Source organism: Microbacterium sp. LTA6, from assembly GCF_045690355.1.
In the GTDB taxonomy this organism is placed as follows: Bacteria; Actinomycetota; Actinomycetes; order Actinomycetales; family Microbacteriaceae; genus Microbacterium.
Genome location: NZ_CP147855.1, coordinates 3,222,941 through 3,236,089 on the forward strand (window position 1 = coordinate 3,222,941; position 13,149 = coordinate 3,236,089).

A 13,149-nucleotide genomic window follows, 5' to 3' on the forward strand; every position below is an offset into this window, starting at 1 on the left:
GCCCGGCCGACGCCGAACCGTGCCCTAGCATCGGGGATATGTCGATGGCCGCCTCCCGCGTGCTCGTGACGGGGGCCAGCGGGTTCCTCGGCGGGTATGTCGTGCGCGATCTCCGCGCCAACGGACACGAGGTCTTCGCCGCGGGACGCAACGCGAATGCCCTCGCCGCAGTGGCGGATTCCGCGCACCGTGTCATCGGCGACCTCGCGTCGTTCGCCGATCTGCGTCTGGACGTGGATGCCGTGATCCACTGCGCCGCGCTCTCCACGCCCTGGGGGCGGTGGCGGGCCTTTCAGGAGACGAACATCGACGGTACCGGGCACGTGGTGGAGTTCGCGCGCCGCAACGGCGTGCGACGGATCGTGCACGTCTCGTCGCCGAGCATCTATTCGGCTGCGCGGGATCGGCTGAAGATCAGCGAGGACGACGTCGACTCGAAGAACCGGCTCAACGGATACATCCGCTCGAAGATCGCCGCCGAGGAGCTGCTGCAGCGCGCCCGGCGTGAAGGAGCCGTCGACGAGCTGATCATCATCCGCCCGCGCGGTCTGATCGGAGTCGGCGACCCGAGTCTGATGCCGCGGCTGCTGGACGTGCACCGCCGTGTCGGCGTGCCGCTGTTCGACGGCGGCGAGAACGTCATCGACGTCACCGCGGTCGAGAACGTGGCGACGGCGCTGCGGCTCGCGCTGACAGCGGGGGACGCCGCCGGCGGCGTCTACAACATCACCAATGACGACCCCCGACCGTTCCGAGAGTTGCTCGGCACCTTGCTGCAACTGCTGGGGGAGACCCCGCGGCTGCGGCCGATGAACCGGCGCGCGGCGTGGGTTCTGGCGGCTGCGCTCGAAGGCGTGTGCCAAGCCATTCCCGGACAACCGGAGCCCCCGTTCACCCGCTACACCCTCAGCACCATCGCCTACTCGCAGACGCTCGATATGACGCGGGCGAAGGCGGAGCTCGGTTACCGCCCAGAGGTCGCCCTGGATGATGCGCTCCGCCGTGTCGCCGAGCATCTGCGGGTGGCCGCGTGAACGGGCGGCTTCGTCACTACGGGTGCGGCAGCACGACGCACGATGCCGCCCGGATGTTCCGCGGTGCGCAGCCGGGAATCCGCACCTTCCCCTCAGGGTCGTTCCTCTACGACGGCGGCGAGGGACGCCGCGTGCTGTTCGATACCGGATACGCGACCGGTCACTGGGACACCGGCTGGCGAGGTGCCGCGTACCGGCGCTTGCTCCCACCGCAGGTGTCCGAAGAGGATGACATTGCTGCGCGCCTTCGCGAAGACGGCCTGGATCCGGCATCCGTCACCCATGTCGTCCTCTCGCACTTGCATCCGGACCACGTCGGCGGAGCCCGCCGCTTCCCCGACGCGACCTTCGTGCTCACGGCGGGGCACCTGCGCACGCTCGCCTCGCCGCGCCTGAGCGCTGGAGTCCTGACCGGGCTGTTGCCTGAAGGGTTCCCGGGGGCGGCGCGCATCATCGGCGATGACGATTTCGAACAGGTGACGCACGCGGGCACCGTGCTGCGCGCGGTCGACCTCTTCGACGATGGCTCCTACCTCGTGATCGATCTGCCCGGTCACGCCGACGGCCACATCGGCGCTCTCGTCGAGGGCCAGGTGCTGCTGGCCGGCGACGGAGCGTGGGGGCGCGACCTCCTCGACGCCGCACCGCGCATGAAGGCGCTGCCGCGGGTCGTGCAGTACGACTTCGATGCGTACCGACGCACGGGCGACCTTCTCACGGAACTCGCCGCCTCCGGAACCCGCGTGGTGTGCAGTCACGATGCGGTCGGAGAGACGGAGCTGCTGAACTGATGTCGAAGATTCGAATCATCGGCGAGTTCGCCGCCGTGCGGTGGTTCCGGCCGTTGCGCAGCCGCCGGGCCGTCGAGCGGCGTCAGCGCCGCCTGTTGAGGCGGCACCTCCGATTCTTGCGCAGGCATTCCGCGTACTTCCACGATCTCCTCGCGGCGCACGGCGGCTTCGCGGACCTTCCGCTCATGGACAAGAGCGTCATGATGGGGCGATTCGACGAGATCAACACGGTCGGCGCGCACCGTGACGAGGCTCTGGCATTGGCGATCGCGAATGAACGTTCACGGGAGTTCGACGCCGATCTCGGGACGAACTCGGTCGGACTCTCCAGCGGCACCAGTGGTCATCGCGGACTGTTCGTCGTCAGCGCTGAAGAACGGGACGCCTGGGTCGGCACGGTCCTCGCCCGCACCCTTCCCAAGGGCCGCCTCTTCGGTCACCGCATCGCGCTGTTCCTGCGCGCCGACAACACGCTGTACGAGTCGGTCGGCTCGAAAGCGGTGTCGTTCTCATATTTCGATGTGCACGCGGACATGGCCGCGAACATCGCCCGCCTCCAGGAGTACCGCCCCACGATCCTGGTCGCCCCGGCCTCGGTGCTGCGCCTGATCGCCCGCGCCGCCGACGACGGGCGCTTCGACGCGCTGCCGGAGAAGGTCTACGCCGTCGCCGAGGTGCTGGAGATCTCGGACTCCCAGCGCATCCAGGCGTCGCTGCGCCAGCCGCTGTTGCATCAGCTCTACCAGTGCACCGAGGGGTTCCTCGCGCACACCTGCGAGCGCGGCACCTTGCACCTGAATGAGGACAACATCCTCGTCGAGCGAGAGCCGCTCGGCGACGGAAGATTCACGCCGATCATCACCGACCTTCGGCGCCGTGCGCAGCCGATCGTGCGGTATCGCCTGGGGGATGTCCTTCTCGAGCGTGCCGAGCCGTGCCCTTGCGGGAGTGCCCTCGCGGCTATCGAGCGGATCGAGGGCCGGGAAGGGGACACGCTCGTCTTCCGTACGGCCGAGGGCCTCCCGGTGCCGGTGTTCGCCGACGTCGTCACCCGTGCGCTGCTGTACGCGGACGGTTTCGACGAGTACCGCGTCGCGCAGACGGGCCCGATGAGACTCGAGGTGTCGCTCGATGTCCTCGATGCGCACACCAGGCAGAGCGTGACCGAGGAACTGCACACGCTGGCGGATCGGGTGGGGAGTCTGCGGCCGGAGGTCTTCTTCACGGCTTATCGGCACGACGGAACGGTGAAGCTGCGCCGCGTGACGCGGACCTGGAGGGGACCTGATGACGAGAAGCTGTGAGATCGCGGGCTGGGGCACGGTGCTGCCGACGCAGGTCGTGCGTTTCGGTGATGAGGTGCGTTACCGAATCGAGGACGGCGTCTCCCACCTCGACATGCTCACGGGAGCGTGCGAACGGGCGCTGGCGCACGCGGGTCTCACTGCTGACGACGTGGATCTCGTGCTCAGTGCCTCTGCAGCCGGCATCCAGCCCATTCCGTGCACGGCAGCCCTCGTGCTCGAACGGCTGACTCTGACCGGACACGCTGCGGCCTTCGACGTGAACTCCACCTGCACGAGCTTCATCACCGCCGTCGACGTCGCTTCCCGCTACCTCGACGCCGGAGATTACGAGACGATCCTGGTGTTCTCCGGCGATGTCGGCACCCGGTTCCTGAACCCGGAGCAGCGTGAGAGCTACGAGCTTTTCAGCGATGCCGCGGCGGCCGTCGTTCTCCGCCGTTCGAAGGACCCGGACCGAGGCGTGATCGGCAGCCTGCAGCAGACCTGGCCGGCGTACGCGCACGACACCGAGATCCGTGGCGGGCTGTCGCGCTCTCCCGCGCAGGTATATACCGCCTCCGACCCCGCCGACTACCTCTTCGACATGAACGGGCGGCGCGCGCTGCTCGGAATGATGCGGGTGCTCCCCGACTTCTTCGACCGCTTCCACCGGCGTTTCGGGCTCTCTCGTGACGATGTCGCGCTGTGGATCCCGCACCAGGCGTCCGCCGCCCTCGGCCCGATGCTCGACCGACTCGGGATCCCCGCCGACCGGCGCATCGATGAGGTCGCCGCCTTCGGGAACATGGTGTCGGCATCCGTACCGTTCATGCTCGCCAGGGCGCTGGATTCCGGCAGGGTGGCTCGCGGTGACACCGTCGTCCTGTGCGGCACGGCGGCCGGACTCACGGCGAACGTGCTGGCGCTCCGGCTCTGAGCACGCCCGACTGCGATGATGGATCGATGATCGCGCTCGTTTCCGCACCGTCGAACCTGGGTCTGCAACCACCGATCGCCGGGGCGGTTCCCGGCACGGCCAAGGCGCCGGAGGCACTTCGTGAAGCCGGCCTCTACGAGGCCTTCCATGTGCGTGGGGCCGTCGACGGCGGAGTGATCCTCCCCAGGCGATACATCGACGACGTTCGCCGTCGCGAGGGTACGGTGCGCAACCAGGACGCGATCATCGACCACGCCAGGCGTCTGGCGCACCGCTTGGTCGCGCTCCGCACTGCGGGTGATTCACCGCTCGTTCTCGGCGGAGACTGCAGCCTCGTGATCGCCGCGGGCCTGGCCACCAGGGTCACCGGCGATGGCGGCCTCGTGCACGTGGACGGCCACACCGACTTCCGGCATCCCGGCAACAGCGCGTCCATCGGCGCACTGGCGGGCGAGGACCTCGCCGCCGCGATCGGCCGTCATATCCCCGAGGTCGCTGACATCGACGGGCTCGGTCCGTACTTCGACGCCGCCGCGACCGCGCACGTCGGCTGCCGCTACGACGACCCGCATCTGGCCGAGGTCGATCAGGCGATCGCTCTCGCCGTCCCGGCAGATCAGATCATCCTGCACGGCGCGTCTCGCGCTGCCGCCCGGGTGCTCGCCACTGCCGGCCTCGATCGAGGATTCTGGCTCCAGGTGGACGTGGATGTGCTCGATCCGGCACACATGCCCGCTGTCGACAGCCCGCATTCGGGTGGATTGTCGCCGGAGGAGCTGACGATCTTCCTCGAGATCGTCGCGCCGCGCGCCTGGGGCGCGTCGATCACGGTCTTCGATCCGGACCTCGATCCGGACGGGACCCACGCTCGGACCGTCTCGGACATCGTTTCACAGGGTCTGGTTCGCCTCGGGGAGGATGCCTCGGACCCGGCTGCTGACTAAGCGGATGCCTGGTCGGTCGGAAGGAGAGCGTCCGACCAGCCTTCCCTGATGGCGGACAGCGTCTCGTCCAGGGACAAGGTGCTGGTATCGAGGCGCAGTCCTGGGGAAACCCAGGAATCCTGATCGGCACGTAGATGCGACCAGGATGCCGCGACGTGCTTGTCACGGTCGCCGTCGCGGGAGGCGATCGTCTCTGGCGACGCGGTGAGAAGGACGAAACGCAGCCCGGTCGCCAGGCCCGCGGCGTAGCGGGCCAACAGGTCCGCCCAGAGCACGACGTCGGAGATCACGACGTCGAAATCCGCCGCGACGAAGTTCCGCGCGAGGGCGATGATGTTGTCGCGCCGCAGGACGAGTTGCCGTTCCGACTCGTCCTCGGACTCCTCGCCGGGGAGCACGAGACCCGAGACGATGAAGTTCTCGCCGATATCGTCCGTGTCGAGATGGACTCCGCGGGGGAACGTCGAGGCCAGCGCTCTGGCCGCCGTCGTCTTCCCCACCCCGGGGAGCCCGGAGACGAGCGTGACAGACCCGGTCATCAGATCAGGGTTCGGCCGATGGAGCCGATCACCGCGTCGACCGGCTGACCGGAAGCGTCACGGCGCGCGCCGGGTTCCGGCAGCTTGCGTACCGCTCCGGTCGGATCGACGGCCTGTGCGGGAGCGGGGCCGACCCAGGCGACGGTGAGACGATCCTCGCCCTTCAGGAACGAGTGGGCGCGCACGCCGCCGGTTGCGCGGCCCTTGGCCGGGTACTCGGAGAAGGCGCTGATCTTGGCCCGGCCGGCGTCGGTTCCCGGCAGGATGCTCTCGGCGCCCGACACTGTGGCGACCACGGCATCCGAGTCGGCGGGCACCGCACTGAAGAAGAGCACGGATGCTCCGGAGCCGAGCTTGATACCCGCCATACCGCCGGCCGCCGCACCCTGCGGACGAACGGAAGAGGCCGAGAACCGCAGCAGCTGGGCGTCGGTCGTCACGAAGACGAGCTCGGCGTCGTCGGCTGCCTCGGCGGCGCCGATGACCGCGTCGCCCGGCTTCATGCCGATGACCTCGAGGTCGGGTCGGACGGGGAGAGCCGTGGGGATGATGCGCTTCACGGTGCCCTGCGCGGTGCCGAGCGCGATCGGGATCTCACTGTCGAAGCGGACGAACGCGACGATCCGTTCGCCGCGGGTCGTGATGCCGAGGTAGTCGCGCAGCGGCGTGCCCGCGGCGAGCTGCACGGAGCTCGCCGGCACCGATGGGAGATCGACAGGGGAGAAGCGCACGACGCGGCCGGTGCTGGTGAGGGCGCCGATCTCGGCGCGCACTGTCGCCTCGATAGTCGTGAGGATCGCATCGTGCTTGCTGCGCCGGGCCGGAACAGTCAGTTCCTGCCCTTCGGCGAGGTCCACGCGCACGGCGCGTCCCGTCGTCGACAGCACCAGCACGGTCGGCGCGTCCGCGATCTGCAGGTCGACGGCGCCCTTCGTGGCGCGCGGCTTCGGGGGAGCAGCGTTCATCAGCAGCGTGCGCCGCGGCGTGCCGTAGGCGTCTGCTGCGGCGTCCAGCTCCTTTGCGACGACGGCTCGCAGCAGCACCGGGCTGCCGAGCAGTTCGCGGAGGGCAGCGATCTCGGCCTTCAACGCATCGCGCTCGGTCTCGAGCTCGATGCGGGAGAACCGCGTCAGGCGGCGCAGGCGCAGTTCGAGGATGTACTCGGCCTGCAGCTCGCTGAGATCGAACACCTCGCGCAGGCGCATGCGCGCCTGCTCCGAGTCGTCGGAGGAGCGGATGACTTGGATGACCTCGTCGATGTCGAGGATCGCGATGAGCAGTCCCTCGACGAGGTGCAGTCTCTCCTCACGACGGGCCAGGCGGTAGCGGCTGCGGCGCGTGATGACCTCGAGGCGGTGCGCGACGTATACGCGCAGCATCTCCTTGAGGCCGAGGGTGCGCGGCTGGCCATCGACGAGGGCGACGTTGTTGATGCTGAAGGAATCCTCCAGCGGCGTCAGCCGGTACAGCTGCTCCAGCACCGCGTTCGGGTCGAATCCGGTCTTGATGCCGATCGCGACGCGCAGCCCGTGGTTGCGGTCGGTGAGGTCGGTGACGTCGCTGATGCCCTGCAGCTTCTTGGCCTGCACAGCATCGCGGATCTTCTCGATGAGCCGCTCAGGACCGACCATGTACGGGAGCTCGGAGACGATGATGCCGGTGCGGCGGGGGCCGAGCGGTTCGACCGAGACCTTGCCGCGCACCTTGAAGGCTCCGCGCCCGGTCGTGTACGCATCCTTGACGCCGTCCAGTCCCATGATCACGGCACCGGAGGGGAAGTCCGGACCAGGGACGAACTCCATGAGCTCTTCGGTGGTGGCATCCGGGTTCTCAAGGAGATGCGTCGCGGCGGCGACGACCTCGATGAGGTTGTGCGGAGCCATGTTCGTCGCCATGCCGACGGCGATGCCGCTGGCACCGTTCACCAGGAGGTTCGGGAACGCGGCCGGCAGCACGGAGGGCTGCTGGAACTGGCCGTCGTAGTTCGGGACGAAGTCCACGACGTCCTCGTCGAGGTTCTCGGTCAGCGCGAGTGCGGCCGGCGCGAGTCGTACCTCGGTGTAACGCGCGGCGGCCGGGCCGTCGTCGAGCGAGCCGAAGTTTCCGTGGCCGTCGATCAGCGGGACGCGCAGTGCGAAGTCCTGCGACAGTCGTACCAGGGCGTCGTAGATCGCAGTGTCGCCGTGCGGGTGCAGCTTGCCCATCACCTCGCCGACGACGCGGGCGCTCTTCACGTGTCCGCGGTCGGGGCGCAGCCCCATCTCGGCCATCTGGTAGAGGATGCGCCGTTGTACGGGCTTGAGCCCATCGCGCGCGTCGGGAAGTGCGCGCGAGTAGATGACCGAGTACGCGTACTCGAGGAACGAGCCCTGCATCTCATGGGACAGGTCTATGTCCTGGATGCGCTCCTCGACGGGCTCGGGCGGCGGGGTTTTCGGCATGTACTTCCTGAGGGCGTGCTGGTGGCCTGTGTCAGACTGGCTCGGATGTCCCTCATGTTACCGTCCGGCTCCGCGACAGCCCGGAGCGTCGTCGGGGTGGCGGATGACCTGTTCTCCTCACTTCGCGGCGAATCGCTCACGCTGCCTCGCGCGGAATCCGTTGTGCTCGTCCTCGTCGACGGGCTGGGGGCCATCAATCTGCGCGCTCACGCCGGTCATGCCCGCACGCTCACCGGGAGCATGGCGAAGAAGGATGTCGCTCGTTCCGTCTTCCCGTCGACCACGGCCGCGGCGCTGACCAGCATCCTCACCGGCGTCTGGCCGGGGGAGCACGGACTCGTCGGATATCGAGTGCTCGACCCGACGCGGGATGTGCTCGTGAACCAGCTGACCGGATGGGAATCCGAAGGAGTCGACCCGGAGAGTTGGCAGGCATCGCCCACCATCTTCGAGCGGGCCAGCGCCGCGAGCAGGGAGAGCTTCGCCATTGGCGTCGCCGCCTACGCGAACAGCGGGTTCACCAGGGCGACCCTGCGCGGTGCGCAGTTCGTCGCTGCAGCCACACCTGCCGAAAGGGTCGCCGCCGCGTACGAGCTCGCCGCACGGCATCCGGGATCATTCGTGTACTGCTACCTGCCCGAAGCGGACAAGGCCGGCCACAAGCACGGCGTCGCGTCCGGGGAATGGGTTTCTGCGCTGGAGGACATCGACGCCGCGCTGTCGGTGCGGGTGCCGCCAGGCGTCGGCGTGCTGGTGACGTCGGATCATGGGATGGTCGATGTGCCGCCGCACCGGCAGGTCGTGCTGGACGACACCGGCGGGCGCTACGCGGGGGTCCGGCACATCGGCGGGGAGCCGCGGATGCTGCACGTCTATCTGGAGTCGGACGCCGACGCAGCCGGTGTTCTCGCCCGCTGGCGGAGCGAACTGGAGGGCACCGCAGACGTCGTGTCGAAGGCGGATGCGATGGCTGCCGGTCTGTTCGGACCGTCTGTGACGGATGCCGCTGCCGCTCGCATCGGCGATCTGATGGTGATCGCTCGCGGCGTCTGGGCAGTGTACGACGGCACGGCCGCCGATCAGCGAGGTCGCACCATGGTCGGCCAGCACGGTGCGCTCACGCCGGAGGAGCAGAACGTGCCGCTGATCAGACTCGGAACGTTCGCGCGCTGAGTGGCGCAGCACGCACTCACTCGTCCGTGCGCGCTCCGAATACGATCTCGTCCCAGGAGGGCATCGCGTTGCGACGTCGTCGGCGCGCCGGGCTGTCAGCGGGCGGTTCGACTGCCGGGGGTGTGTCCGAGCCCTGTTCGCCCGCCTCGGAGTCCTGCTCGAACGCGTCGAACAGTGCGATCGGACTCGAGCCGCGTTCCGGTGCGTCGATGGCGACGTCGTCGGCATCGATGAGGGGTGCGGTCTCACGCTGACCGCGACGGCGGCGCAGCGCCTCGAGCAGGTCGGCGGTCTCCGGATTGGTCGTCGACGTCTCCGGTGCACGATTGATGGCGGCAGCCTGTGCCGCGGCATTCGAGCGCTGGGGAGCCGTGTGGTCGGTGTCGGTGTCGGCATCCGCAGCCGGTGCCGGCAGCAGCCGAGGCCCGAATGCTCCCGAGTCGAAGCGACTCTCGTCCTTGTACGGCGACGTGGGACGATCGGCCTCCACAGCACGCAGTCGGGGGATCAGGCCCTCGGGCAGCGAGCCCTGGCGTGAGAGCTGGGTGGCGTCGGCATTGAGCGGCGACAGCGCACTGCGACGCGGGTCGAAGCTCCATCGCGCGTCGTGCTCGACGTCGCTGGCGGAGAACTCCAGCTTCACGATCCAGCCGGACTCGTCCTTCCAGCTCGCCCAGCGTTCCGCGGTGGCGGACACCTCGGCCAGCTTCGCGCGGATGGCGACGCCGAAGGTCGGCTGCGCGTCCGGCTCCACTTCGCTGCCGATGAGCACGGGGACTGCGAGGGCCTGGTCGATGATGTGCTCGCGTTCGGCGAGCACAGGACTTTCGAAGCGCGCGACGTCTTCGAGACTGATGCCGAGGAGTTCGGCGACCTCTGCGGCAGTGAGACCGGCGCGGATCTGCGCCTGGATGTCGCGGGGACTGGCCGCGAGGCGCTGCGTCGCAGGTTCGCTCTGCCGTGTGGCACGACGGATCTCCCGCTGCAGAACGTCGTCGATGGAGAGCGCGAAGCGCTCGCCCGACTCGGTCGCGAGCACGAGGACTCCTGCTTCGGTGCCGACGATGGTGACGTTTTCCATGCGAATGCCCCTCTGATGGGTGTGGATTCATGGTGTCACGCGTCAGCCCTCAGAGCCGGGAATACCCTGGGCGTGCCGTGAGTTTGCTCTGTCGCACGCCACGGCATTTGCTTATTGCTCCCACGTCGTGCAAACTATGGCCGCCGATCCCTGCGGCACACCACCCACTCGCACCATGAAAGTGGAGATCTACAGCATGGCCACCGATTACGACGCTCCGCGCAAGAGTGAAGACGACTCCGAGTCGATCGAAGCCCTCAAGGAGCGTGTGCCGGACAAGCTCTCCGGCTCCACCGGGGACGAGGACGCCGACAACCCGTCGAGCTTCGACCTCCCGGGTGCCGACCTTTCCGACCTCGACCTCGACGTCGTCGTGCTGCCAGCGCAGCAGGACGAGTTCACCTGCATGAGCTGCTTCCTGGTGAAGCACCGCTCGCAGTTGGACCACGAGGACGCTTCGGGTCCGATCTGCAAGGAGTGCGCTGCCTGAGCGCAGCTTCGCGATACAACGCGCCCCCGACCGCATGGTCGGGGGCGCGTTGTCGTCAAGGCCGGCGTCGGCGTCGAACGTCGGCGTCGAATCGTCGTCAGGGGCGGGCGGCGCGAATGGCGGCGGCCAGACGGTCGGGCGTCCGTGAAGAGATCGTCCAGGTTTCGACCGGATCATCCGGGTCGATGTTCGGAACCACGACGATGCCGTCGATTCCTCCGCGGATGAGGTGCCAGCCGTTCGCCGGAAGTCCTGGCCCGCGCGCGTGTGTCGCCTCTTCGCCCGTCAACGCGACCGGCTCGCCCAGGTGGTGGGCCTCGATGTGCGCGCGGCCGGCGCGGAGCACGGTTCCCTCCACGAGGACGACGGGTGTCATCGCGATGAAACCCAGGACGAGGATGGCCGAGACGGCGCCGCCGATCACGAGTGCGACGGTCGATCCGACCGGAACGAAGATCAGCGAGACCATGGGGCCGGCGAGGGCCACCGTGGCGAGCAGGCGCAGACTCGGCGCCAGGCGTTCGCGGTAGAGCGGACGTGCGTCTGTGCGGGGGTTCTGCATTAGCCTCATGGGGTGACCGATTCCGTTGATGTCCCCATTATCGCTCCTGTCTTGGCCGGCGACGTCGTGATGCCCGGATACGCGCACCCGGGAGACGCCGGTGCGGATCTCGTCGCAGCCGAGGCTGTTCACCTCGCCCCGGGCGAGCGGGCGCTGGTCGGCACCGGCCTGCGGATCGCCCTCCCCGAGGGTTTCGCAGCATTCGTCGTCCCGCGCAGCGGACTCGCCGCGAAGCACGGAATCTCGATCGTGAACTCGCCGGGGACCGTCGATGCCGGCTACCGCGGTGAGATCAAGGTGAGTCTGATCAACACCGATATCCACAGCGCGTACGATGTGGCCGTCGGAGACCGCATCGCACAATTGATCGTCATGCCGGTGACGCGCGCCGTCTTCCTTCCGGTCGAAGAGCTGTCGGACAGCGTCCGCGGCGTTGGCGGATTCGGATCCACCGGATACCAGGCAGAACAAAACCAAACCCCAGCAGGGCAGGGCAATGACTGACAACACCCCCCACACTCAGAAGTCGGCACCGCTGAACCGGGCCACCGACGGCCCCTTCGACGACTCCGAGGCGAACCCGGTTCGCCCGTACATCGATCTCGGCGGCATCAAGATCCTCCCGAGGGAGGGCCTGAACCTGCGCCTCGAGGTCGAGGAGCAGACCAAGCGGATCGTCGCGGTCGGACTCGACTACGCCGACTCGTCGCTCCAGGTGCAGCCGTTCGCCGCTCCCCGCTCCGGGGGGCTCTGGGACGAGACCCGCGTGCAGCTGCGCGATCAGGTCCGCACGCAGGGCGGCCGTGTCGAGGAGCGCGACGGCCCACTGGGCAAGGAGCTTCTCGCTGAGGTCCCCGCCCCGGCGAGCGAGGGCTCCGGACTCCGGCTCGCCCGATTCATCGGCATCGACGGTCCGCGCTGGTTCCTCCGCGGTGTCATCGGCGGAGCCGCCGCATCCGACCCGGAAGCGGCGGAGAAGGTCGAGGACCTCTTCCGTTCGATCGTCGTCGTCCGCGGCGGTTCGCCGATGCCTCCACGCGACCTGATTCCGCTGAAGATGCCGGCCACGCCGGGTTCCGCGTGAGCGCGAGCGCACCCGATCCCGACGCCGGGCGCGAGCAGAGCGCGACGGAGATCTTCGGCGCGGCGCTCGGCGGTGCTGCACGTCGCGCGGGGCTCGACCCCGCAGACAGCTCGTCGACCCACAAGGTCGTGTGGTCGGCGATGGGCGGATGGCGCGGCATCCTCGAATCCGTCCTGCCCAGCCTCGCCTTCGTCGTCCTCTTCACGGTGAAGCCGGATCCACTGATCCTGGCGCTCGGCGTCTCTGTCGGCATCGCTGCGGTGTTCACGATCGTGCGGCTGCTGCAGAAGTCGCCGCCGGCTGCCGCACTGGGCGGGCTCGTCGCGGCCGGCGCCGCGGCTGCCCTCGCGCTGTGGACGGGGCGTGGCGAGGACAACTTCGTTCCCGGATTCATCACGAACTCGTTGTACGGCTCGGTTCTTCTCATCTCCGCGCTCGTCGGGTGGTCGCTGATCGGGCTCGCCGTCGGCTTCCTGATGGGGGAGGGCACGGCGTGGCGCAGCGATCGGCGCAAGCGTCGGGCGTTCTTCTGGCTCGGCATCGCATGGGCCGCGCTGTTCTTCGCGCGTCTCGGCGTGCAGCTGCCGTTGTACTTCGCCGGTGACGTCACGGCGCTCGGCACGTTGAAGTTGATCATGGGATTGCCGCTGTTCGCGCCGATGATCGCTGTCACCTGGCTCGTGGTGCGGGCACTCTATCCCCGCACGCCGTCGGAGGACGTCGCCGTCGAATCGTGATAGATTTATCTTGACGTCAAGATAAATTGAAAGCTTCTGCCGAGAGGCCG

The 13,149-nt window shown here is 68.4% G+C and carries 14 protein-coding genes; 10 read left to right on the plus strand and 4 right to left on the minus strand.

Features of this window, described 5'->3' with window-relative positions; all coding sequences use genetic code 11:
- Nucleotides 1-44: 44 nt before the first annotated feature.
- Genes LTA6_RS15305 through LTA6_RS15325 form a run of 5 tightly spaced genes read left to right on the plus strand, consistent with a single transcriptional unit; the run spans nt 45 to nt 4,992 of the window.
- Entirely contained in the window at nt 45-1,034 is a 990-nt protein-coding gene (locus LTA6_RS15305; protein WP_407358205.1) for an NAD-dependent epimerase/dehydratase family protein, read from the plus strand.
- A complete protein-coding gene (locus LTA6_RS15310; RefSeq protein WP_407358206.1) occupies nt 1,031-1,825 on the plus strand; it encodes an MBL fold metallo-hydrolase in 795 nt (264 codons plus the stop codon). The genes LTA6_RS15305 and LTA6_RS15310 overlap by 4 nt, the downstream gene beginning before the upstream one ends.
- Nucleotides 1,825-3,129, plus strand: coding sequence for a F390 synthetase-related protein (locus tag LTA6_RS15315; protein WP_407358207.1), 1,305 nt, complete (start codon nt 1,825-1,827; stop codon nt 3,127-3,129). The genes LTA6_RS15310 and LTA6_RS15315 overlap by 1 nt, the downstream gene beginning before the upstream one ends.
- Nucleotides 3,113-4,048 carry a 3-oxoacyl-ACP synthase III family protein gene (locus tag LTA6_RS15320; RefSeq protein ID WP_407358208.1) on the plus strand — a complete coding sequence of 312 codons (936 nt, stop codon included), beginning with the start codon at nt 3,113-3,115 and terminating at the stop codon, nt 4,046-4,048. The genes LTA6_RS15315 and LTA6_RS15320 overlap by 17 nt, the downstream gene beginning before the upstream one ends.
- A gap of 26 nt (nt 4,049-4,074) precedes the next feature.
- On the plus strand, nt 4,075-4,992 hold the full coding sequence (locus LTA6_RS15325) for an arginase family protein (protein WP_407358209.1): 918 nt from the start codon (nt 4,075-4,077) through the stop codon (nt 4,990-4,992).
- On the opposite strand, the gene LTA6_RS15330 is transcribed toward LTA6_RS15325, so the two are convergent.
- Entirely contained in the window at nt 4,989-5,531 is a 543-nt protein-coding gene (locus LTA6_RS15330) for an AAA family ATPase (protein WP_407358210.1), read from the minus strand. The genes LTA6_RS15325 and LTA6_RS15330 overlap by 4 nt on opposite strands.
- A complete protein-coding gene (locus tag LTA6_RS15335; RefSeq protein ID WP_363546963.1) occupies nt 5,531-7,972 on the minus strand; it encodes a DNA topoisomerase IV subunit A in 2,442 nt (813 codons plus the stop codon). The genes LTA6_RS15330 and LTA6_RS15335 overlap by 1 nt, the downstream gene beginning before the upstream one ends.
- A 45-nt stretch (nt 7,973-8,017) precedes the next feature.
- Between LTA6_RS15335 and LTA6_RS15340 the strand changes: the two genes are divergently transcribed.
- Complete coding sequence (locus tag LTA6_RS15340) at nt 8,018-9,145, plus strand: nucleotide pyrophosphatase/phosphodiesterase family protein (protein WP_363546960.1); 1,128 nt, start codon at nt 8,018-8,020, stop codon at nt 9,143-9,145.
- A gap of 16 nt (nt 9,146-9,161) precedes the next feature.
- Here the strand turns inward: LTA6_RS15340 and sepH are convergent, their stop codons facing one another.
- Complete coding sequence (sepH, locus tag LTA6_RS15345; RefSeq protein WP_363546957.1) at nt 9,162-10,226, minus strand: septation protein SepH; 1,065 nt, start codon at nt 10,224-10,226, stop codon at nt 9,162-9,164.
- Nucleotides 10,227-10,422: 196 nt separating this feature from the next.
- Here sepH and LTA6_RS15350 point away from each other — a divergent pair, with 196 nt between their 5' ends.
- A complete protein-coding gene (locus tag LTA6_RS15350; RefSeq protein WP_102192284.1) occupies nt 10,423-10,716 on the plus strand; it encodes a DUF4193 domain-containing protein in 294 nt (97 codons plus the stop codon).
- A 97-nt stretch (nt 10,717-10,813) separates the two neighbouring features.
- Here LTA6_RS15350 and LTA6_RS15355 read toward each other — a convergent pair whose 3' ends face one another.
- Entirely contained in the window at nt 10,814-11,287 is a 474-nt protein-coding gene (locus LTA6_RS15355) for a DUF3093 family protein (RefSeq protein ID WP_407358211.1), read from the minus strand.
- Nucleotides 11,288-11,290: 3 nt separating this feature from the next.
- On the opposite strand from LTA6_RS15355, the gene dut reads away from it, so the two are divergent.
- The 3 genes from dut to LTA6_RS15370 are packed head-to-tail and all read left to right on the plus strand — an operon-like array spanning nt 11,291 to nt 13,099.
- Complete coding sequence (dut, locus tag LTA6_RS15360; RefSeq protein WP_363546951.1) at nt 11,291-11,782, plus strand: dUTP diphosphatase; 492 nt, start codon at nt 11,291-11,293, stop codon at nt 11,780-11,782.
- Nucleotides 11,775-12,362 (plus strand): DUF3710 domain-containing protein, encoded by a 588-nt coding sequence (locus LTA6_RS15365; RefSeq protein ID WP_363546948.1) that lies wholly within the window; start codon nt 11,775-11,777, stop codon nt 12,360-12,362. Before dut ends, LTA6_RS15365 begins: the two co-directional genes overlap by 8 nt.
- A complete protein-coding gene (locus LTA6_RS15370) occupies nt 12,359-13,099 on the plus strand; it encodes a DUF3159 domain-containing protein (protein ID WP_407358212.1) in 741 nt (246 codons plus the stop codon). Before LTA6_RS15365 ends, LTA6_RS15370 begins: the two co-directional genes overlap by 4 nt.
- Nucleotides 13,100-13,149 lie beyond the last annotated feature (50 nt).

Coding starts and splice junctions, on each gene's coding strand:
- LTA6_RS15305 (WP_407358205.1), top strand. CDS start 45: ATGGCCGCCTCCCGCGTGCTCGTGACGGGGGCCAGCGGGTTCCTCGGC.
- LTA6_RS15315 (WP_407358207.1), top strand. CDS start 1,825: ATGTCGAAGATTCGAATCATCGGCGAGTTCGCCGCCGTGCGGTGGTTC.
- LTA6_RS15320 (WP_407358208.1), top strand. CDS start 3,113: ATGACGAGAAGCTGTGAGATCGCGGGCTGGGGCACGGTGCTGCCGACG.
- LTA6_RS15325 (WP_407358209.1), top strand. CDS start 4,075: ATGATCGCGCTCGTTTCCGCACCGTCGAACCTGGGTCTGCAACCACCG.
- LTA6_RS15330 (WP_407358210.1), bottom strand. CDS start 5,531: ATGACCGGGTCTGTCACGCTCGTCTCCGGGCTCCCCGGGGTGGGGAAG.
- LTA6_RS15335 (WP_363546963.1), bottom strand. CDS start 7,972: ATGCCGAAAACCCCGCCGCCCGAGCCCGTCGAGGAGCGCATCCAGGAC.
- LTA6_RS15340 (WP_363546960.1), top strand. CDS start 8,018: ATGTCCCTCATGTTACCGTCCGGCTCCGCGACAGCCCGGAGCGTCGTC.
- sepH (WP_363546957.1), bottom strand. CDS start 10,226: ATGGAAAACGTCACCATCGTCGGCACCGAAGCAGGAGTCCTCGTGCTC.
- LTA6_RS15350 (WP_102192284.1), top strand. CDS start 10,423: ATGGCCACCGATTACGACGCTCCGCGCAAGAGTGAAGACGACTCCGAG.
- LTA6_RS15355 (WP_407358211.1), bottom strand. CDS start 11,287: ATGAGGCTAATGCAGAACCCCCGCACAGACGCACGTCCGCTCTACCGC.
- LTA6_RS15365 (WP_363546948.1), top strand. CDS start 11,775: ATGACTGACAACACCCCCCACACTCAGAAGTCGGCACCGCTGAACCGG.